The sequence below is a fragment of the Ectopseudomonas alcaliphila genome (assembly GCF_900101755.1).
Taxonomy (GTDB): domain Bacteria; phylum Pseudomonadota; class Gammaproteobacteria; order Pseudomonadales; family Pseudomonadaceae; genus Aquipseudomonas; species Aquipseudomonas alcaliphila.
Genome location: NZ_FNAE01000001.1, coordinates 570,490 through 589,686, shown reverse-complemented (window position 1 = coordinate 589,686; position 19,197 = coordinate 570,490). Strand labels below are relative to the sequence as shown.

Genomic DNA, 19,197 nt, shown 5'->3' with positions numbered 1-19,197 from the left:
CTCTATGTCGATCAATTTCCCGCTCCTGTTGGTTATCGCGGTCGCCGTTTGCGGCTTCCTGGCTCTGGTCGATCTGATTTTGCTGGCTCCGCGCCGCCGTGCGGCGATTGCGGCGTACCAGGGGCGGGTCGACGATCCCGACGACAGGGTGCTGGAGCGCCTGAGCAAGGAGCCCTTGCTCGTCGAGTATGGCAAATCCTTCTTTCCGGTGCTGGCTATCGTGCTGGTGCTGCGCTCGTTTCTGGTCGAGCCGTTCCAGATCCCTTCGGGATCGATGAAGCCGACCCTGGAAGTGGGCGATTTCATCCTGGTCAACAAGTTCGCTTACGGCATTCGTCTGCCGGTGATCGACGAGAAGATCATCGAGGTGGACAACCCGCAGCGCGGCGATGTGATGGTGTTTCGCTACCCCAGCGATCCAAGCATCAACTACATCAAGCGCGTGGTCGGTCTGCCGGGCGATCGTATCGAGTACACCCAGGGCAAGCGTCTGCTGATCAACGGTGAGCCGGTGGCCGAGAAACTGATCGGCGAAGAAGCTGGCAGCTTGGGCAGTGCGATGCTCTACCAGGAACGCCTTGGGCAGGTCGAACACACCATTCGCAAGGAAATGACCCGCATGCGCCGCGAGCCTGGCGGCCAATGGGTGGTGCCGGAAGGGCACTACTTCATGATGGGCGACAACCGCGACAACTCCAACGACAGCCGTTACTGGCGTGATCGTCATATCCCTCAGGAGCTGTGGGGCATGGTCCCGGACGACCATATCGTCGGCAAGGCCTTCGCCATCTGGATGAGCTGGCCGGAGCCGAAGACCAGCAATCTGCCCAACTTCTCTCGAGTCGGCCTGATTCATTGAGCACTGGCGCGCTGTTCAATACAGCGCCGCAGGCTATAAATAGTCTAGCCGTCAGGCTTTCCAACAAGACCGTTCATTGGGGATACACATGACTTTCGCGCGCTCGCAGCAGGGGCTTTCCATTCTGGGTTGGCTGATGGTTCTGGCCGTGGTGGCATTCTTTGCCAGCACTGCATTCAAGGTGATGCCGCATTATCTCGACTATATGTCGCTGGAGAAGATCATCACTTCGGTGGAAACCGACAAGGCGTCGGATGTGCGCACCGTCGGTGAGTTTTACAACCATGTGAGCAAGGGTATGCAGGTCAACAACATTCGTGACCTGAACATGCGCGACGCTATGCAGGTGAAGGTGGAAAACAACGAGTTTCTGGTCCACCTCAAGTATGAAAAACGCGAGCCGCTGATCGAGAACCTCGATCTGGTGGTGAATTTCGACAAAGAATTTCGTGTACGGATGCCGTGAGTTCAAACCTGTCCCGCCTCGAGCGCAAGCTCGGTTATAGCTTCAAGGACCAGGACCTGATGGTCCTGGCACTGACCCATCGCAGTTTCGCCGGCCGCAACAATGAGCGGCTGGAATTTCTCGGTGATGCCATCCTCAATTTCGTAGCCGGTGAGGCGCTGTTCGAGCGCTTCCCGCAGGCTCGCGAGGGCCAGCTGTCGCGCCTGCGCGCACGTCTGGTCAAGGGCGAGACGTTGGCCGTACTGGCTCGCGGTTTTGAACTGGGCGAATACCTGCGCCTGGGCTCCGGTGAGCTGAAAAGCGGCGGGTTTCGCCGCGAGTCGATCCTCGCCGATGCCCTGGAGGCGCTGATCGGCGCCATCTATCTGGACGCCGGTATGGATGCCGCGCGCGAGCGCGTGCTGGACTGGCTGACCGGCGAGCTGGACGGCCTGACCTTGGTCGACACCAACAAGGATCCGAAAACGCGGCTGCAGGAATTTCTGCAATCGCGTGCCTGCGAACTGCCTCGTTACGAGGTGGTGGACGTTCAGGGCGAACCGCATTGCCGTACCTTCATGGTCGAGTGTCAGGTTTCCCTACTCAATGAAAAGACCCTGGGCCAGGGCGGCAGCCGGCGTATCGCCGAGCAAGTCGCTGCGGCTGCGGCGCTGATCGCCCTCGGGGTGGAGAATGGCAATGACTGATACACCCGTGACCCGCTGCGGCTACGTCGCCATCGTTGGCCGGCCCAATGTGGGCAAGTCGACGCTGCTCAACCACATCCTCGGGCAGAAGCTGGCGATCACCTCGCGCAAACCGCAGACCACCCGCCACAATATGCTCGGCATCAAGACCGAGGGCGAGGTTCAGGCCGTCTACGTTGACACCCCAGGTCTGCACAAGCACAACGACAAGGCGCTCAACCGCTACATGAACCGCAGCGCTTCCTCCGCGCTGAAGGACGTCGATGTGGTGGTGTTCGTGGTCGACCGCACGCGCTGGACCGACGAGGACCAGTTGGTGCTGGAGAAGGTGCAGCACGTCAAATGCCCGATCCTGCTGGCGGTCAACAAGTCCGACCGCCTGGAAGACAAGAGCGAGCTCTTGCCGCACCTGAACTGGCTGGCCGAGCAATTGCCGCAGGCCGAGATCGTGCCGATCTCCGCGCTGCAGGGGCAGAACCTCGACACCCTGGAGAAACTGGTGGGCGAGCGCCTGCCGGAGTCCGAACACTTCTACCCGGAAGACCAGATCACCGACCGCTCCAGCCGCTTCCTGGCTGCCGAGCTGATCCGCGAGAAGATCATGCGTCAGCTCGGCGCCGAGCTGCCGTACCAGATCACCGTGGAGATCGAGGAGTTCAAACAGGAAGGCCGTATCCTGCATATCCACGGCCTGATCCTGGTGGAGCGTGACGGGCAGAAGAAGATCATTATCGGCGACAAGGGCGAGCGCATCAAACGCATCGGCCAGGATGCGCGCAAGGACATGGAAACCATGTTCGACTCCAAGGTGATGCTCAACCTCTGGGTCAAGGTCAAAGGTGGTTGGTCCGATGACGAGCGCGCCCTGCGTTCGCTGGGTTACCTGGATTGATCGGGGCGCCGTGGGCATCCTCGGTGTTGCTCATGGCGCATTCTGGCGGTTACCTACATGACTCCTGCCGCCTACGTTCTGCATAGCCGCCCGTACAAGGAAAGCAGCGCCCTGGTGGATTTCTTCACCGTCCAGGGGCGCGTGCGTGCCGTGCTGCGCGCCGCTCGCGGCAAGGTCGGCAGCGTGGCCCGGCCTTTTGCGCCGCTGGAACTGGAGCTGCGTGGGCGCGGTGAGCTGAAGACCGTCGGCCGCCTGGAAAGCACCGGCATTCCCCTGTTGCTGACGGGCGAGGCGCTGTTTTCCGGTCTCTATCTCAACGAACTGCTGATCCGCCTGTTGCCGGCCGAAGACCCGCACCCGGTAATGCTCGAACACTACGGCCTGACCCTGCAGGCGCTGGCTGCCGGACGGCCGCTGGAGCCATTGCTGCGCGCGTTCGAATGGCGCCTGCTGGATGAGCTGGGCTATGGTTTCGCCCTGGATCGTGACCAGCACGACCAAGCCATCGATCCGACGGCACTTTACCGCTGGCAGCAGGACATCGGCCTGGTGCCGGTGGTACAACTGCAGCCCGGCGTGTTCCAGGGCCGCGAGCTGCTGGCCATGGCCGAAGCCGACTGGCAGACGCCGGGCGCGCTGGCCGCCGCCAAGCGTCTGATGCGTCAGGCGCTGGCACCCCATCTCGGCGGCAGGCCCCTGGTCAGCCGCGAACTTTTCATGACGCTCAAGGAGTCCAAGCGTGACTGAGGCCAATCGTATTCTGCTCGGCGTGAACATCGACCACGTCGCCACCCTGCGCCAGGCTCGTGGTACGCGCTACCCGGACCCGGTCAAGGCGGCGCTGGACGCCGAAGAAGCCGGCGCCGATGGCATCACCGTGCACCTGCGTGAAGACCGCCGGCATATCCAGGACCGCGACGTACGCGTGCTGGCCGATGTGCTGCAGACGCGGATGAACTTCGAGATGGGCGTTACCGACTTCATGCTCGGTTTCGCCGAGCAGATTCGCCCGGCGCACGTGTGCCTGGTGCCGGAAACCCGTCAGGAGCTGACCACCGAAGGTGGCCTGGACGTGGCCGGGCAGGAGGCGCGTATCGCCGCAGCGGTCGAGCGTCTGACCCTGGCCGGTTGCGAAGTATCACTGTTCATCGACGCCGAGGAGCGGCAGATCGAAGCGGCCATGCGCGTCGGTGCACCGGTCATCGAACTGCACACCGGCCGTTACGCCGATGCCCACACGGCGGAAGAGGCTGCGCATGAGCTGTCGCGTATTCGTGATGGCGTCATCTGCGGCCTGAACCACGGGTTGACCGTCAACGCCGGCCACGGCCTGCATTACCACAACGTCGAGGCAGTGGCCGCGATCATGGGCATCAACGAGCTGAACATCGGCCATGCGCTCGTCTCACATGCGCTGTTCGTGGGCTTCAAGCAGGCGGTCGCCGAGATGAAGGCGTTGATCGTGGCCGCCGCCAACCGCGGCTAATGGTAGGCGCGCACTGGGCCGCATAACGTTATGCCGCCGATCAACCTATCGGCCGGACGCTGACTTCGCAGGGTGTGCTGCGCGCACCAAGCAAGCAGCGCGGTATTCCCGGTGCGCACGGCGCACCCTACTTAGCTCTGCGCGAACGCCTGAATCATCTGCGTGGCGAGCGCCTCGATGGCGTCGTTGTGCTGATGGCCGCGAATCAATTTGATGTGGTACTCGCCTAGTGGTGGCAGGCCCTGTTCCGCACCGAGTCGGCGCAGCGGCGGCCTGACCAGGCTGCGCGGGAAGGGCGCGATGGCCAGATCGGCGGTCATCGCCGCTTCCTGGCCAGCGCATTGCTCGCAGGAATAGGCGATGCGATAGGCCACACCCTGACGATCCAGTGCATCGATCGCAGTCCTGCGCCAGGCGCAGCCGGGGTTGGCCAGCGCCAGCGGCAGGGGCGAGCGCTGCATGGCCAGGCCGCCATCACGCCCGGCCCAGACCAGTTCCTCGGAATAGATCACGTCGCCGCGCGCGTCATCCAGACCGTCGTTGCCAGCGTTGATCAGAGTCAGATCCAGCTCGCCGGCATCCAGCTTCGCCACCAGATCCACGCTGCGCCCGACATTCACCTCGACCTCCACGGCCGGATGGCTGCGGGCGAACAGGGTCAGCACGCCGGGCAGCACACGGTCGCCGATATCGTTCGGCGTGCCGAAGCGTACGCGACCATTCAGCGCCGGGGTGAGAAAGCGTGCCACCGCTTCCTCGTTGAGCTTGAGCAGGCGTCTGGCGTAGCCCAGCAGCACCTCGCCCTCTGCAGTCAGTTGCACGCGCCTGGCTTCGCGGATGAACAGGCGCTGGCCGAGGGTTTCCTCCAGACGCTTGATCTGCAGGCTGACGGCCGCCGTGCTGCGAAATACCTGTGCAGCGGTGCGGGTAAAGCTGCCGCTATCGGCGATGGCGACGAAGGTGCGTAGCACATCGCTTTCCAGAAGCGGCGGTGAGATGGGGGCTGTCGCGTTCATGGTCGTTAAATATTACTTAACCAGAGGTTTGATATTTGTCGTTTGTTTGAACGATAGGCGCGTTTCATTCTGATCGCAAGCCCGGCACCGGCCGGTGGCGAAACGGAGGAAAGGTCATGAACAGTTCGAGCAATCACGACAACGGCGCCCACGGATCTCGTCCGCCCATGCCCGAGTTCTATATGCCGGCCATGTGGCCGTTGGATCTGCAGAACGCCATCACCGACTGGATTGGCGCCTGGTTCTGGCGTCGGCGCATGCGCCGCCTGCTGGCGCAGGACATCGAGGGCTCGATTCGTCTGGGCAGTGCTCGCGGCGTGGTAGAGCAGGGCGCAGGTGAGCCGCTGCGGCTGATCGCGCAGCGGCGTGCCTGCTGGCTACGTGGTCAGTAGCGCCGATTGCGCCTCCAGGGCTTACGGCTTACGTGCAATCAGCACGGCGCGTGTCGGCGCCGGCAGACCTTCGACGGTACGGCTGTGGTCGGCCGGGTCGAGGAACTCCGGCAGCGACTGGAAGCGCATCCACTCGGTAGCGCGTTGTTCTTCCACCGAGGTGGTGCTGACGTCGACGCAGCGCACGTCCTCGAAGCCGGCGCGGCGCAGCCAGCGCTCCAGCGCCGGTACCGAGGGCAGGAACCAGACGTTGCGCATCTGCGCGTAGCGATCCTCGGGTACCAGCACCTGTTCGGCATCGCCTTCGACCACTAGGGTTTCCAGCACCAGTTCGCCGCCCTTGACCAGGGTGTCCTTGAGGTCGAGCAGATGATCGATGGGTGAGCGACGGTGATAGAGCACACCCATGGAGAACACCGTGTCGAAGCCTTGCAGCTTGGCCGGCAGTTCCTCGAAGGCCAGCGGCAGGTGCCACACCGGTTGATCCGGCAGGTAGCGTTTCATCGCCAGGAACTGGCAGAGGAACAGCCAGTTGGGGTCGATGCCGACCACGCTGTCGGCACCCGCGCCGAGCATACGCCACATGTAGTAGCCGTTGCCGCAGCCGACGTCGAGGATGCGCTTGCCGGCCAGATTCAGATGCGGGGCGACGCGCTGCCATTTCCAGTCCGAGCGCCACTCGGTATCGACATGCACGCCGAACAGCTCGAACGGGCCTTTACGCCAGGGTATCAGCCCCCGCAGGGCCGTATTCAACTGCGAGCGGCTCGACTCGTCGCAGGCGCCGCCGAAGGCGAAGCGCTGGGCCAGTTCCACCTCGCTCACCGGCAGATCCGGCAGGGCCTGGACGGCGCCGTACCAGCGCGCCAGGTCGCCGTGACCAATGGCCAGCTTGGCATCGAGCTGGCCGGGCAGGTCGGCCGACCAGTCCTGCAGCGGGGTGCCGGCCAGTTGCGCCTGCAGGGCGTCAAGGTCCAGATCGCGCATCATGGCAGGGCCACCAGCGAGGCGAAGTTCAGGCACTGGAACCAGGGCAGCACCTTGCTGAAACCGGCGGCCAGCAGGCGCTGGCGGTGCTGCTCGAGGCTGTCGGGCAGCATCACCTTCTCGATGGCGCTGCGCTTCTGCGCGATTTCCAGTTCGCTGTAGCCGTTGGCACGCTTGAAGGCGACATGCAGCTCGGTGAGCAGGTCGTGCTCGGCGGCGTCCTCGAAACGCAGCTTCTCCGAGAGAATCAGCGCGCCGCCCGGCAGCAGTGCCTGGCGAATATGCGTGAGCAGCTCCAGGCGACGCTCCGGCGGGACGAACTGCAGGGTGAAGTTCAGCGTAACCAATGAGGTGGGTTGCAGGTCGAGGGCGAGAATATCCGCCTCGATCACCTCCACCGGCAGCAACTCCTGGAACATGGCGTCCTGGGCATGCAGGTATTCGCTGCAACGCGCGACCATGGCTGGCGAGTTGTCCACGGCGATCACCTTGCAGCCGTCTATGCGCACGTGGCGGCGCAGCGCCTGGGTCACCGCGCCGAGCGAAGCACCGAGGTCATACAGCGTCGTATGCGGCTGGGCGAACTGACCGGCGAGCACGCCGATGTTCTCGACGATGGTCGGGTAGCCGGGCACCGAGCGCTTGATCATGTCGGGAAACACCCGCACCACGTCCTCGTTGAAGACGAAATCGGGCACCTCGGGCAGAGGCTGGGCGAATAGACGATCGGGTTCTTGGCTCACGGCAGTCGCAACGGGTAGCGGAAAAGGCCGGCATTTTAGCCAAGTGTGGCGCAACAGTCAGGCGCTGTTGCTGCGCTGGAAGGCCGAAGCGGTGATGCCCCACTGGCCGAGCCAGTAGGTGAGGATGATGGCGTAAGGCGCGGCGTCGAAGCTGGCGACGAAACGGTCGATGCCGATCAGGCTGTCGGATAGCACGAAGAGGGTGGCGCCACCAGCGGCGAGCCAGGTGGAGCGCGGCTGCAGATCCGGGTGACCGATACGCGCGAGGGCACGCCAGAGCATCAGACAGATCGCCGTGGCGTAGCAGGCCACCGGGATCAGCAGCTCGCCCAGGCCGCTGCTGGCCAGTATGGCGAACATCGCGCCACCAGCGATCAGCGCCAGCAGCAGGGCGGGCAGGGCCGGTTGCCGGCTGTCGGAGCAGTAGGCGCGCAGGTAGGCCAGGTGACCGAGCAGGAAGGCGCCGAGACCGAACACGAACAGATCGCCGGGCCAGTCCAGCAGGATGTCGCCGGCCAGGGAGAACACCAGGCCAATGCCGATCCAGCGGCGGTAGGTGCCGGCTGGTGCCTGGCGCAGCCACAGCAGCAGGGCGATCACCGGGATGCCCTTGGTCAGCAGGCTGAGCTGCGTATCGCCGGTGATCCGACCGTAAAGAAATAGTGCAGCACCCGCCAGGCCGAGCAGCAACCAACGCATAGCAAGACTCCCTTCGTTATTGGAATGGCGCGACTATGCCCAGCGAGCGAGCAGCTGCCAATGCGAGGGATGCCAAATCGAGTGGCGAATCATGCCGCTCGACGTCGCCGGCAGTATTGGGCACCGTATGGGTTCGTTCAGGAGAAGCGCATGTCGATATCGCCACCTGTTACCGAGCTGATCGAACGGCTATACCGCGCGGAGTCGCGCCGGGTGCTCGCCACCCTGATCCGTCTGCTGGGTGATTTCGACCTGGCCGAGGAGGCGCTGCACGAGGCATTTCGCAGCGCGGTCGAGCAATGGCCGCAGGGCGGAGTGCCGGACAACCCACGTGCCTGGCTGGTCTCTGCCGGGCGCTTCAAGGCCATCGACAACCTGCGTCGGCAACGTCGGTTCCAGCCTCTGGATGACCAGGTCGAGCTGCCCGACGAGAATGCTGCCGAACAGGACGAACTGCTCGAAGACGACCGCCTGCGCCTGATCTTCACCTGCTGTCACCCGGCGCTGGGCAGCGATGCCCAGGTGGCACTGACCCTGCGCGAGGTATGCGACCTCACCACCGAGGAGATTGCGCGCGCCTTCCTCTCCAGCCCGTCGACCCTGGCCCAGCGCATCGTGCGGGCCAAGGCGAAGATTCGCGATGCGCGCATTCCCTACGAGGTGCCGGGGCGCAGTGAGTTGCCCGAGCGTCTGGATGCGGTGTTGCGGGTGGTCTATCTGGTGTTCAACGAGGGCTACTTCGCCAGCTCCGGCGACTCACTGACGCGCAGCCAGCTGTCCGACGAGGCCATTCGCCTGGGACGATTGCTGCTGGAGTTGCTGCCCGAGCCGGAAGTGCAGGGGCTGCTGGCGTTGATGCTGCTGCACGAGTCGCGTCGTGCTGCGCGTAGCGGCGTCGATGGCGAGGTGATTCTGCTTGACGCTCAGGATCGCAGCCTGTGGAGCCAGGAGCTCATCGCCGAAGGCGAGGCGCTGGTGTTGCAGGCGCTGCACTCGCGTCGCTTCGGCCCCTACAGCCTGCAGGCAGCGATTGCTGCCGTGCACGCCGAGGCGGCCAGCCTGGAGGAAACCGATTGGGCACAGATCGTCGGTCTGTATGACGAGTTGCTGCGGCTGCACCCTTCGCCGGTGATCGAGCTCAACCGCGCCGTGGCGCTGGCCATGCATGACGGCGAGCAGGCAGGGCTGGTGGAAATCGACCGGCTGCTGGCTACGGGTGAGTTGGACGGTTACCACCTGGCCCACGCAGCGCGCGCCGATCTGTTGCGCCGGCTGGGCCGTCGCGAGCAGGCGATTGCAGCCTACAGCCAGGCCCTGGCGCTGGCGCAGCAGGGCCCGGATCGGCAGTTTTTGCAGAAGAGGCTGGAAGAGCTGGGTGCCTAGCACCTGTATCCGTAGCCCGGATGCAATCCGGGGATGACGCACTCCCGGATTGCATCCGGGCTACGGGGCTTGTAGGGCTGCACGTAGGGTGTGCTGCGCGCACCAGCAATATTGTGCGCGCATGAGTTGCGCATGGCGCACTCTACGGAGCGGACGGGCTTAACCCGCTACCAGTACGCGAATCGCTTCCAGGCGCAGGGCAGCCTTGTCGAACATGGCCAGGCTCTGTTCGCGCTGTTCGCGCAGGGCGTCGATCTCGCTGTCACGCACGCTCGGGTTGACCGCACGCAGGGCGACCAGGCGTGCCAGTTCCTCGTCCAACTCCGCGATCAGGCGACGCTTGGCTTCGGCCACGCGCTCGACATGGCGTGGCGCGATCTTGGCTTCAGCGTCGTTGAGCTGCTTGGCCAGCACGTCGCGCTGGGCCTGGACGAACTTGTTGGCGCTGGCCCGTGGCACGCTTTCCAACTGATCGTTGAGGGTCTCGAAGCCGACCTTGGCGGCCAGGTCATTACCATTGGCATCGAACAGGCAGCGCAGTGCGGCTGGTGGCAGGAAGCGCCCCAGTTGCAGCTTGCGCGGGCCGACCACTTCGCTGACGTAGAGCAGCTCCAGCAGCACGGTGCCGGGCTTGAGCGCCTTGTTCTTGATCAGCGCGACGGCGGTGTTGCCCATCGAACCAGACAGCACCAGGTCCATGCCGCCCTGCACCATGGGGTGTTCCCAGGTGAGGAACTGCATGTCTTCGCGGGCCAGGGCCTGCTCGCGATCGTAGGTCACGGTCACCGCCTCGTCGTCGCCGAGGGGGAAGCTGGCGTCCAGCATCTTTTCGCTGGGGCGCAGGATCAGGGCGTTGTCGGAGTGGTCCTCGCTGTCGATACCGAAGGCGTTGAACAGCTCTTCCATGTAGATCGGCAGGGTGAACTGGTCGTCCTGCTCGAGGATGGCCTCGACCAGCGCCTCGCCTTCACCGGCACCGCCGGAGTTCAGCTCCAGCAGGCGATCGCGGCCGCTGTGCAGCTCGCCTTCCAGGCGGATGCGCTCGGCGGTGGCTTCGTCCACCAGTTGCTGCCACTGGCCATCGTCGCCGTTTTCCAGCAGCGGCAGCAGGCGTGGGCCGAACTGGTGCTGCAGGGCATTGCCGGTGGGGCAGGTGGCGAGGAAGGCATTCAGCGCCTGGTGGTACCACTGGAACAGGCGCTCCTGCGGACTGTTTTCCAGATAGGGCACGTGCAACTGGATGCGGTGCTTCTGGCCGATCCGGTCGAGACGGCCGATACGCTGTTCGAGCAGGTCCGGGTGGGCCGGCAGGTCGAACAGCACCAGGTGATGGGCGAACTGGAAGTTACGGCCTTCGGAGCCGATCTCCGAGCAGATCAGTACCTGCGCGCCGAATTCCTCGTCGGCGAAGTAGGCGGCGGCGCGGTCACGTTCGAGGATGCTCATGCCTTCGTGGAACACCGTGGCGGGGATGCCGGAACGCACGCGCAGGGCGTCCTCCAGATCCAGCGCGGTCTCGGCGTGGGCGCAGATCACCAGTACCTTGAATTTCTTCAGCATCTTCAGGGTGTCGATCAGCCACTCGACGCGCGGATCGATGCGCCACCAGCGTTGTTCGTCGTCGATCTCTTCCTGCGCCTGGTAGCTGACTTCCGGATACAGCTCGGCGTGCTCGCCCAGCGGCAGCTCCAGGTATTCGTCCGGGCTCGGCAGCGGGTAGGGGTGCAGCTCGCGCTCGGGGAAGCCCTGCACGGCGGCGCGGGTATTACGGAACAGCAGGCGGCCGGTGCCGTGGCGATCCAGCAGCTCGCGCACCAGGCGGGCCCGCGCCTCTTCGTCACCGCCATCGATGGCGTCGAGCAACTCGCGACCTTCATCGCCGAGGAAGCCGCCGATGGCGTCGCGGGCCTGGGCGCTGAGCTTGCCCTGGTCGAGCAGTTCCTGCACCGCTTCGGCGACCGGGCGGTACTGGCTGCTTTCGGCGCGGAAGGCTTGCAGGTCATGGAAGCGCGCCGGGTCGAGCAGGCGCAGACGGGCGAAGTGGCTGTCCTGGCCGAGCTGTTCCGGGGTGGCGGTGAGCAGCAGCACGCCGGGGATGACCTCGGCCAGTTGCTCGACCAGCGAATACTCGGCGCTGGCCTGCTCCGGGTGCCAGACCAGGTGGTGGGCTTCGTCGACCACCAGCAGGTCCCAGCCGGCGGCGAACAATGCGTCCTGGGCTTTCTCGTCGTCCTTCAGCCACTCCAGGGCGACCAGCGCCAGCTGGCAATCCTCGAAGGGGTTGCTGGCGTCGCTTTCCATGAAGCGCTCGGCGTCGAACAGCGCGACGTCGAGGTTGAAACGGCGGCGCATTTCCACCAGCCACTGGTGCTGCAGGTTTTCCGGCACCAGGATCAGCACACGGCTGGCGCGGCCGGAGAGCAGTTGGCGATGGATCACCAGGCCGGCTTCGATGGTCTTGCCCAGACCCACCTCGTCGGCCAGCAGTACGCGCGGGGCGATGCGGTCGGCCACTTCGCGGGCGATATGCAGCTGGTGGGCGATGGGTTGGGCGCGCGCACCGCCAAGGCCCCAGAGGGACGACTGCAGCAGGCGGCTGTTGTGTTCGAGGCTGTGGTAGCGCAAGGCGAACCAGGATAGCGGGTCGATCTGGCCGGCGAACAGACGATCGCTGGCCAGGCGGAACTGGATGAAGTTCGACAGCTGGGTTTCCGGCATGGTCACCGGCTGATGCTGGGCATTGAGGCCGTGGTAGACCAGCAGGCCATCGATGTCCTCGACTTCCTGCACGGTGAGCTTCCAGCCTTCGAAATGGGTGATCTCGTCACCCGGAGCGAAGCGCACACGTGTCAGCGGGGCATTGCGCGTAGCGTACTGGCGGGTTTCGCCGGTGGCCGGGTAGAGCACGGTGAGCAGGCGGCCGTCCTCGGCGAGGATGGTTCCCAGACCCAATTCCGCTTCGCTGTCACTGATCCAGCGTTGCCCCGGTTGATATTGCGCCATGCCTGTCTGTCTCCCGCGTGAAAAAGCCGGCTATGGTAACGGATGCGGCGCCACGGCCAAAGCGGTCGTGGCACTATCGTCGCGTCCATCAGTCGAAAGTGTAGCGAGCGCGTCCTCAAGTCGCGGTTCCCGGGGCCGACAGCCTGACCAAAGGAGGTGCTGTTCCATGCTGCCACCGATCCCCCAAAGCCTGGTGCCGGTCACTGCCACGCAGGACGTGATCAAGCCCAAGCCCGAGATTCCTCCGGTGACCCCGGTCGAGGCGAGCGCCAAGGAAAGTGCGCTGAGCCTCGACAAGCGGCACCCGCAGGAAACCGAGGAGCTGCTGCGCGAAGAACAGCGCCGCCGCCAGCGGCGTGGCTACACCCCGGAACAGCTGGCCGAGGCCGAGCCGGAAGAGGTGGAGCAGGCGCTCGGAGATCTGCCACGGCAGGGGCTGTGGGTAGACGTTGAAGTCTGATTAAAAGTCTGCTGCGCGTCGGCCCTGCTGCGTTAAAAGCTGGCGAGTAATGCTCATGTACAAAAGTACACTCCGCTTCCTCGCCAGCTTTTGCCTTGCATGGCTCTAGCTCGCGAGACTTTTAACTTTTGCTAGGTTAGCTCCGGAGTGTTGTCATGCTGTTCGCCGACCCCTTGCCCGCACTCGCCGACGCCGAGCTGGACTATCTGCCCGACTGGATCGACGCCGCCCTGGCCGACAGTTGGTTGCACGCGCTGGTCGAGCAAACGCCCTGGCAGCAACCGGAGTTGTTCATTCATGGTCGCTATCACCGAACGCCGCGGCTGACCGCCTGGTATGGCGAGCCCGAAGCGCGTTATCGCTATTCCGGGAAGGTGCACGAGCCGTTGCCCTGGACGCCCTTGCTGGAGGATATTCGCCAACGGGTCATGAGGGAGGTCGGGCAGCCGCTCAATGCTGTGCTGCTCAATCATTACCGCGACGGCCAGGATTCCATGGGCTGGCACAGCGATGCTGAGCCCGAGTTGGGGCGCAATCCATTGATTGCCTCGCTCAACCTGGGCGGTAGCCGGCGTTTCGACCTGCGCCGCGTCGGCAGCACGCGCATCGAACATTCGCTGACGCTGCAGCATGCTTCGCTACTGGTCATGCACGGGCCGACCCAGCATCATTGGCAACATCAAGTGGCGAAGACGCGCCAAGCCTGCGCGCCACGCCTGAATCTGACCTTTCGCCTGATCCGGTTTCCGCTATGAGCAACGATGACAAGCTGATCGATTTCGCCGCCGAGCGCGACAAGCGTATCCACGACCTCAACGACAAGCGCCTCAACGAGATGCGCCAGGTCTTCGAGCAGGTATTGCCGATCGGCAAGGCCAAGAAGAAGTCCAAGAGCAAGCCCAAGAAGCGCTGAAACTCCCGCCGTTCAATCGTTTTGCACGGCTGCCTGGCCGTGTTTCCCGCTTCGTACCCCCTCGATTTCTTGACCTGGGTCAGTATTGCCAATGGCCCGCTCGCGCCTGCTCTCCAGCCATTGACCCAGATCAATTTTCCCGCCGCCAGCGCTGATAACGTGAAGCCATCCCAGACAGACAGGCACAACAGGAGGCAGCCATGTTCGTCGATACAGTGGTTCTCGCCGGCATCGGCACCGTACTTCTGATGGTCGCGTTCTTCGGGGGCGTCGGTTACTTCATCTGGAAGGATGCGCACAAGCGCAAGCAGAGCTGATCCTTCCGGTTCACAGGGCACGCAAGGCAATTCGGGCGACTTCGGTCGCCCTTTTTTTATTTGCGCGCTGCCCGCCTGGGATCGCGGCACCGTCTGGACATAAATGCTTAGCTAGCTAATAATTGAGTTTCGCATGGAGGCGCAACCCAATCGCTACAGCTATGTTCAGAGCTGGGATTTCTTCAGGTAGCCACCGTGCGTGATTCCTTGCTGGCGTTTCTCGCGCCAAGCTCGCAAGCCGTTCAATTCGCCATCAAGACCCTGCTCGGCGGCGGTCTGGCGTTGTGGTGCGCGCTGCGTTTTGGCCTGGAGCAGCCGCAGTGGGCGCTGATGACCGCCTTCATCGTCGCCCAGCCGCTGTCAGGCATGGTGGTGCAGAAGGGCCTGGCGCGGCTGCTCGGCACGCTGGTCGGCACCTTCATGGCGGTGGTGATGATGGGGCTGTTCGCCCAGGCGCCGTTGCTGTTCCTGCTGGCATTCGCCCTGTGGCTGGCGCTGTGTACGGCATCTTCGACCATGTTGCGCAGCGCCTGGTCGTATTCTTTCGTGCTGGCTGGCTACACGGTGGCGATCATCGCCTTGCCGGCCATCGGCAAGCCGCATGTGGTGTTCGACGAAGCCATCGCCCGCTGCACGGAAATCTGCCTGGGTATCATCTGCGCCACCCTGAGCAGCGCCTTGCTCTGGCCGCAGCGCGTCGAGCGACAACTGGCGCAGCAGGCGCGTAACGCCTGGCAGGCTGGCGTGGCAGCCTCGCGTCAGGCGCTGGCTGGTGAAGCTGACGCCCGCCAAGGCTTGCTGGAAGTCTTGGCGCGGATCGTCGCCGTTGATGCTCAGCGGGAGCACGCCTGGTTCGAGGGCGCTCGCGGTCGCCAGCGTGCCGTGGCGCTGCGGGTGCTGAGTCGCGATCTGCTCGGCATGCTGCGCCTTGCCCGCGGAGTAGCGCGGCAGTGGCGACAGCTGAGCAGCGCCGAAGCTCAGGCCGTTGCACCCTGGCTGCAAGTGGTGGATGAGCGCCTGCAGCAGGCGCAGCCAGAAGGCTTGCTGGAGCTTGTCGAGCAACTGCGTCAGGCGGCGCAGGACGAAGAACTGAGCAGTGGGCAGCAACTGTGCCTGGAACGCTTGATGGTGCTGCTGTTGCGCGTCGAGGACGCCAGTCGAGCGTTGCTCGCAGTCGAGGCGGGCAGGGCGCCGGCCGATGCACCGCGCGCCTTGTCCTGGCATTACGACTGGCAGACCGCACTGGTGTATGGCTCGCGCAGCGCGCTGACCTTCCTGGTTCTGGCCGCGTTCTGGCTGGCCACTGGCTGGACCCACGCCACTGGTGCGCTGCTGCTGGCCTGCGTGGTGTGCAGCCTGTTCGCCCGGCTCGAAGCCGCCCCGCAGATCGGCATGATGTTTCTGCGCGGCATCTTCTACGCACTGCCAGTGGCGTTCTTCGTCGGACAGATTCTGATGCCGCAGATCGACGGCTTCGTCATGCTCTGCATGGTGCTGGGCGTGCCGTTGTTCTTTGGTGTGCTGGGCATGGCCAAGCCGGCGACGGCCGCCACCTCCACGTCGTTCTGCCTGCACTTCATCGTGCTCTGCCTGCCGGCGCCGGGTGTCGGCTATAACGTCGAGTTCTTCCTCAATGAAGCGCCCGGCATGCTGATGGGCGTGGGGTGTGCGGTGATGGCCTTCAAGCTGGTGGTGCTGCGCAATCCGGTCTGGCACGGGCGACGCCTGATGCAGGCGATCCTGACCGACCTCGGACGCCTGACCCGGCGCGATCTGGGCCGCGCCGAAAACTGGTTCGGCGGGCGCATGGCCGACCGCCTGATCCAGCTGGCGCGGCACTATCCGGCGCGGCCGGACCAGGCACGCAGCCGCTGGGACGATGGCGTGGCCGGACTCGATCTGGGCGACGAGTTGCTGCATCTGCGCAAGTGCCTGGCCAATGCCGATGCCGGCCTGGCACGGTCGCAGCGGCGTTTCCTGGAACGCCTCGATGATGCTCTGGAACGTGGGCCGGCGCCGGGCCGTGAAGACGATCTGAACGCAGCGGTGGCCGAGCTGCAGGAGGCCCTGCGCGCCTGCACGCCCAGCATCGACAAGCGTCTGGCCGAGGCGGCGCTGTTGCAACTGCAAAACGGCTGGCGCCACTGGTGTCACGTGAAAGGGGAGGCCCATGGGCTTACATGAATGGTCGCTGGGCGGCGTATTGCTGAGCCCGATGGCGGCCTACGCGGTATTGGCGCTGCTACTGACTGGCGTGTTGCGCCTGGGGTTGCAGCGCATCGGGCTGTCGCGCTGGATCTGGCACGAAGCCCTGTTCGATTGTGCCTTGTATGTCTGCGTGCTGGCGGCGGTAATCGCCGTCCTGGCGACTTGAAAGCTTGCCAGCACCTGCTGCGCGTCGGCCCTGCGGCGTTAAAAACAGGGTCGGAATGCTCATTTACAAACTCGTAAACTCCGCTTCCTCGCCTGTTTTTGCCTTGCATGGCTCTAGCTCGCGAGATGCTGAACAAGCTTTGCGGAGACATTAAGGAGAGCGACATGCGTTCGACCATTCGAGTCGGCATAACCCTGGCCATGGTGGTGGTGGCGATCTTCGCCGGCTCCTGGATCTGGCAACACTACATGTACTCGCCCTGGACGCGTGACGCCCGCGTGCGCGCCGACGTGGTGACCATCGCCCCGGACGTGTCCGGCTGGGTGGTCGAGCTCAAGGTGCGCGACAACCAGCAGGTCAAGGCCGGCGACCTGCTGATGAGCATCGATCGTGACCGCTATCAGGCGGCGGTGGAGAAGGCCAAGGCGGTGGTGGATATTCGCCGCCAGCAATTGAGCCTGCGCGAGCACGAGGCCTCGCGTCGCTCCCGCCTGGGTGCCCAGGCGATCAGCGCCGAATTGCTGGAGAACGCGCAGATCAATGCCGAGATGGCGCGCGGTGAATATCGCGAAGCGCAGGCCGACCTGCGTGTGGCCGAGCTGAATCTGGCACGCAGCGAAGTGCATGCCCCGCGCGACGGGCAGATCACCAACCTGGTGCTGGCCCAGGGTAACTATGTGAATGCCGGGCAGGCGGTGATGGCGTTGGTGGACACCCAATCGTTCTACGTGCAGGCGTATTTCGAGGAGACCAAGCTGCCGCGCATTCAGGTCGGCGCGCCGGTGGAGGTCTGGCTGATGGGGGGGGATCAGCAGCTTCGCGGTGAGGTGGACAGCATCAGTCGCGGTATCACCGACCGCAACGCCAGCCCGGACGGGCAGTTGCTGGCCGATGTCGAGCCGACCTTCAACTGGGTACGTCTGGCGCAGCGCATTCCGGTACGTATCAGGCTTGATCAGGTACCCGAGGGCGTGGTGCTGAGCGCCGGCATGACCGCCAGCGTGCGGGTGGAGTAAAGCGGTTCTGGCTTGTAGGAGCCGCGCCTCGCGGCGAATGGTTCAGGCAACGTCGTGAACCTACTATTCGCCCCGGGGCGGGGCTCCTACAAATTGCATCAGGTGCGTTCGATGCTGGTGGGGATGCGGTACCTCAGTTCGTAGGGTGGACAACGCGAAGCTTGTCCACCGCCTGGACTGACGCGATGGTGGATGAAAAAAGCGTCATCCACCCTACGGTTGCAAAGGTTGTCGCGGCTAAAGCCCCTCCCACATTTGAGCGTCAGGCGCGCTCGATACTGGCCGGCGTGCGGCGCATCAGCACCTTGCCGTGGCGGACCGACACCAGCGCGTGGCCCTGGCTGCGCACCATCTCGTAATCGTCCGGCGCCGAGAGAATCAGCAGGTTGGCCGGGCGACCCACTTCCAGTCCATAACCTTCACCCAGGTTCAGCGCGCGCGCCGAGTTGTCGGTGATCAGGTCCAGGCTGCGCTTGAGGTCTTCGTAGCCGAGCATGTGGCAGATGTGCAGGCCGGCTTCGAGGATGCGCAGGATGTTGCCGTTGCCCAACGGATACCAGGGGTCGACGATGGAGTCCTGACCGAAGCAGACATTCATCCCGGCGCGGTCGATCTCCGCCACGCGGGTCAGACCGCGGCGTTTCGGGTAGGTGTCGAAACGGCCCTGCAGGTGGATGCTTTCGGTGGGGCAGGAGATGAAGCTGATGCCGCTCATCTTCAGCAGGCGGAACAGCTTGGAGCAGTAGGCGTTGTCATAGGAGCCCATGGCTGTGGTGTGGCTGGCGGTGACCCGCGCGCCCATGCCGCGCACGCGGGCTTCTTCGGCCAATACTTCGAGAAAGCGCGATTGCGGGTCGTCGGTTTCGTCGCAGTGCACGTCCACCAGGCAGCCGGTGCGTTCGGCCAGATCCATGAGGAACTTGATCGACGCCACGCCCTGGTCGCGGGTGTTCTCGAAATGCGGGATGCCGCCGACCACGTCGGCGCCCAGCTCGATGGCCTGCTCCATCAGTGCACGACCATTGGCATAGGACTCGATGCCCTCCTGCGGGAAGGCGACGATCTGCAGGTCGATCAGGTGGCGGGTTTCCTCGCGCACTTCGAGCATGGCCTTGAGCGCGGCCAGGGTCGGGTCGGTGACGTCGACGTGGGTGCGCACGTGCTGGATGCCGTGGTCGACCAGCATGTCGATGGTCTTGCGCGCGCGGGTCTTGGTGTCCTCGTGGGTCACCAGCGCTTTGCGCTCGGCCCAGCGCTCGATGCCCTCGAACAGCGTGCCGCTCATGTTCCATGCCGGCTCGCCGGCGGTGAGGGTGGCGTCGAGGTGGATGTGCGGCTCGACGAAGGGCGGCACGACGAGATTGCCGACGGCGTCCAGATCGCCTTCGGCGATGGGGGGCAGGGTGTGCTGGGCGTCGATGGCGGCGATGCGCTCGCCGTCCAGGGTGATGCGGTGCAGGCCGTCGCGGCCGCGCAGGCGGGCATTGTGGATGATCATCGGATTT

At 64.4% G+C, this 19,197-nt stretch carries 21 protein-coding genes; 15 read left to right on the top strand and 6 right to left on the bottom strand.

Features of this window, described 5'->3' with window-relative positions:
* Positions 1-4: 4 nt before the first annotated feature.
* The 6 genes from lepB to pdxJ all read left to right on the top strand — a co-directional run bounded on the left by lepB (position 5) and on the right by pdxJ (position 4,389).
* The gene (gene lepB, locus BLR77_RS02810; protein ID WP_074675369.1) at positions 5-859 is read left to right on the top strand and encodes a signal peptidase I; all 855 of its coding nucleotides are present in this window, start codon (positions 5-7) and stop codon (positions 857-859) included.
* An 88-nt stretch (positions 860-947) separates the two neighbouring features.
* Positions 948-1,325 carry a DUF4845 domain-containing protein gene (locus BLR77_RS02805; RefSeq protein ID WP_074675368.1) on the top strand — a complete coding sequence of 126 codons (378 nt, stop codon included), beginning with the start codon at positions 948-950 and terminating at the stop codon, positions 1,323-1,325.
* Positions 1,322-2,011 (top strand): ribonuclease III, encoded by a 690-nt coding sequence (rnc, locus tag BLR77_RS02800; RefSeq protein ID WP_074675367.1) that lies wholly within the window; start codon positions 1,322-1,324, stop codon positions 2,009-2,011. Before BLR77_RS02805 ends, rnc begins: the two co-directional genes overlap by 4 nt.
* Positions 2,004-2,903 carry a GTPase Era gene (gene era / locus BLR77_RS02795; RefSeq protein ID WP_074675366.1) on the top strand — a complete coding sequence of 300 codons (900 nt, stop codon included), beginning with the start codon at positions 2,004-2,006 and terminating at the stop codon, positions 2,901-2,903. The genes rnc and era overlap by 8 nt, the downstream gene beginning before the upstream one ends.
* Before the next feature lie 57 nt (positions 2,904-2,960).
* Positions 2,961-3,650 (top strand): DNA repair protein RecO, encoded by a 690-nt coding sequence (gene recO, locus BLR77_RS02790; protein ID WP_074675365.1) that lies wholly within the window; start codon positions 2,961-2,963, stop codon positions 3,648-3,650.
* Positions 3,643-4,389, top strand: a complete 747-nt coding sequence (gene pdxJ, locus BLR77_RS02785; RefSeq protein WP_074675364.1) for a pyridoxine 5'-phosphate synthase — start codon at positions 3,643-3,645, stop codon at positions 4,387-4,389. Before recO ends, pdxJ begins: the two co-directional genes overlap by 8 nt.
* Before the next feature lie 131 nt (positions 4,390-4,520).
* On the opposite strand, the gene BLR77_RS02780 is transcribed toward pdxJ, so the two are convergent.
* Complete coding sequence (locus BLR77_RS02780; protein ID WP_074675363.1) at positions 4,521-5,405, bottom strand: LysR substrate-binding domain-containing protein; 885 nt, start codon at positions 5,403-5,405, stop codon at positions 4,521-4,523.
* 116 nt (positions 5,406-5,521) lie between these two features.
* Between BLR77_RS02780 and BLR77_RS02775 the strand changes: the two genes are divergently transcribed.
* The gene (locus tag BLR77_RS02775; protein ID WP_074675362.1) at positions 5,522-5,797 is read left to right on the top strand and encodes a hypothetical protein; all 276 of its coding nucleotides are present in this window, start codon (positions 5,522-5,524) and stop codon (positions 5,795-5,797) included.
* A gap of 21 nt (positions 5,798-5,818) precedes the next feature.
* Here BLR77_RS02775 and cmoB read toward each other — a convergent pair whose 3' ends face one another.
* The 3 genes from cmoB to BLR77_RS02760 are packed head-to-tail and all read right to left on the bottom strand — an operon-like array spanning position 5,819 to position 8,226.
* Entirely contained in the window at positions 5,819-6,787 is a 969-nt protein-coding gene (cmoB, locus tag BLR77_RS02770) for a tRNA 5-methoxyuridine(34)/uridine 5-oxyacetic acid(34) synthase CmoB (protein WP_074675361.1), read from the bottom strand.
* Positions 6,784-7,527 carry a carboxy-S-adenosyl-L-methionine synthase CmoA gene (gene cmoA / locus BLR77_RS02765; RefSeq protein ID WP_074675360.1) on the bottom strand — a complete coding sequence of 248 codons (744 nt, stop codon included), beginning with the start codon at positions 7,525-7,527 and terminating at the stop codon, positions 6,784-6,786. Before cmoA ends, cmoB begins: the two co-directional genes overlap by 4 nt.
* Positions 7,528-7,584: 57 nt before the next feature.
* Positions 7,585-8,226 carry a lysoplasmalogenase gene (locus BLR77_RS02760; RefSeq protein ID WP_074675359.1) on the bottom strand — a complete coding sequence of 214 codons (642 nt, stop codon included), beginning with the start codon at positions 8,224-8,226 and terminating at the stop codon, positions 7,585-7,587.
* A 150-nt stretch (positions 8,227-8,376) separates the two neighbouring features.
* On the opposite strand from BLR77_RS02760, the gene BLR77_RS02755 reads away from it, so the two are divergent.
* Positions 8,377-9,609, top strand: a complete 1,233-nt coding sequence (locus BLR77_RS02755) for an RNA polymerase sigma factor (protein ID WP_074675358.1) — start codon at positions 8,377-8,379, stop codon at positions 9,607-9,609.
* A 159-nt stretch (positions 9,610-9,768) separates the two neighbouring features.
* On the opposite strand, the gene rapA is transcribed toward BLR77_RS02755, so the two are convergent.
* Positions 9,769-12,612 carry an RNA polymerase-associated protein RapA gene (gene rapA, locus BLR77_RS02750; RefSeq protein WP_074675357.1) on the bottom strand — a complete coding sequence of 948 codons (2,844 nt, stop codon included), beginning with the start codon at positions 12,610-12,612 and terminating at the stop codon, positions 9,769-9,771.
* Positions 12,613-12,778: 166 nt separating this feature from the next.
* Between rapA and BLR77_RS02745 the strand changes: the two genes are divergently transcribed.
* From BLR77_RS02745 to BLR77_RS02725, 7 genes are all read left to right on the top strand, one after another.
* Positions 12,779-13,072: an aspartate-semialdehyde dehydrogenase gene (locus BLR77_RS02745; protein ID WP_074675356.1), complete on the top strand. Its 294-nt coding sequence runs from the start codon at positions 12,779-12,781 to the stop codon at positions 13,070-13,072.
* A gap of 155 nt (positions 13,073-13,227) precedes the next feature.
* The gene (locus BLR77_RS02740; protein ID WP_074675355.1) at positions 13,228-13,827 is read left to right on the top strand and encodes an alpha-ketoglutarate-dependent dioxygenase AlkB family protein; all 600 of its coding nucleotides are present in this window, start codon (positions 13,228-13,230) and stop codon (positions 13,825-13,827) included.
* Positions 13,824-13,985 carry a hypothetical protein gene (locus BLR77_RS25565; protein ID WP_017361613.1) on the top strand — a complete coding sequence of 54 codons (162 nt, stop codon included), beginning with the start codon at positions 13,824-13,826 and terminating at the stop codon, positions 13,983-13,985. Before BLR77_RS02740 ends, BLR77_RS25565 begins: the two co-directional genes overlap by 4 nt.
* Positions 13,986-14,185: 200 nt before the next feature.
* Positions 14,186-14,302, top strand: a complete 117-nt coding sequence (ccoM, locus tag BLR77_RS25885; RefSeq protein WP_280522799.1) for a cytochrome c oxidase subunit CcoM — start codon at positions 14,186-14,188, stop codon at positions 14,300-14,302.
* Positions 14,303-14,497: 195 nt separating this feature from the next.
* Positions 14,498-16,486 carry an FUSC family protein gene (locus BLR77_RS02735; RefSeq protein WP_074675354.1) on the top strand — a complete coding sequence of 663 codons (1,989 nt, stop codon included), beginning with the start codon at positions 14,498-14,500 and terminating at the stop codon, positions 16,484-16,486.
* Positions 16,473-16,676 carry a DUF1656 domain-containing protein gene (locus BLR77_RS02730; RefSeq protein ID WP_074675353.1) on the top strand — a complete coding sequence of 68 codons (204 nt, stop codon included), beginning with the start codon at positions 16,473-16,475 and terminating at the stop codon, positions 16,674-16,676. Before BLR77_RS02735 ends, BLR77_RS02730 begins: the two co-directional genes overlap by 14 nt.
* A 164-nt stretch (positions 16,677-16,840) precedes the next feature.
* Positions 16,841-17,692 (top strand): efflux RND transporter periplasmic adaptor subunit, encoded by an 852-nt coding sequence (locus tag BLR77_RS02725; RefSeq protein WP_074675352.1) that lies wholly within the window; start codon positions 16,841-16,843, stop codon positions 17,690-17,692.
* A 262-nt stretch (positions 17,693-17,954) separates the two neighbouring features.
* Here the strand turns inward: BLR77_RS02725 and codA are convergent, their stop codons facing one another.
* Positions 17,955-19,190 carry a cytosine deaminase gene (gene codA, locus BLR77_RS02720; protein ID WP_074675351.1) on the bottom strand — a complete coding sequence of 412 codons (1,236 nt, stop codon included), beginning with the start codon at positions 19,188-19,190 and terminating at the stop codon, positions 17,955-17,957.
* Positions 19,191-19,197: the final 7 nt, after the last annotated feature.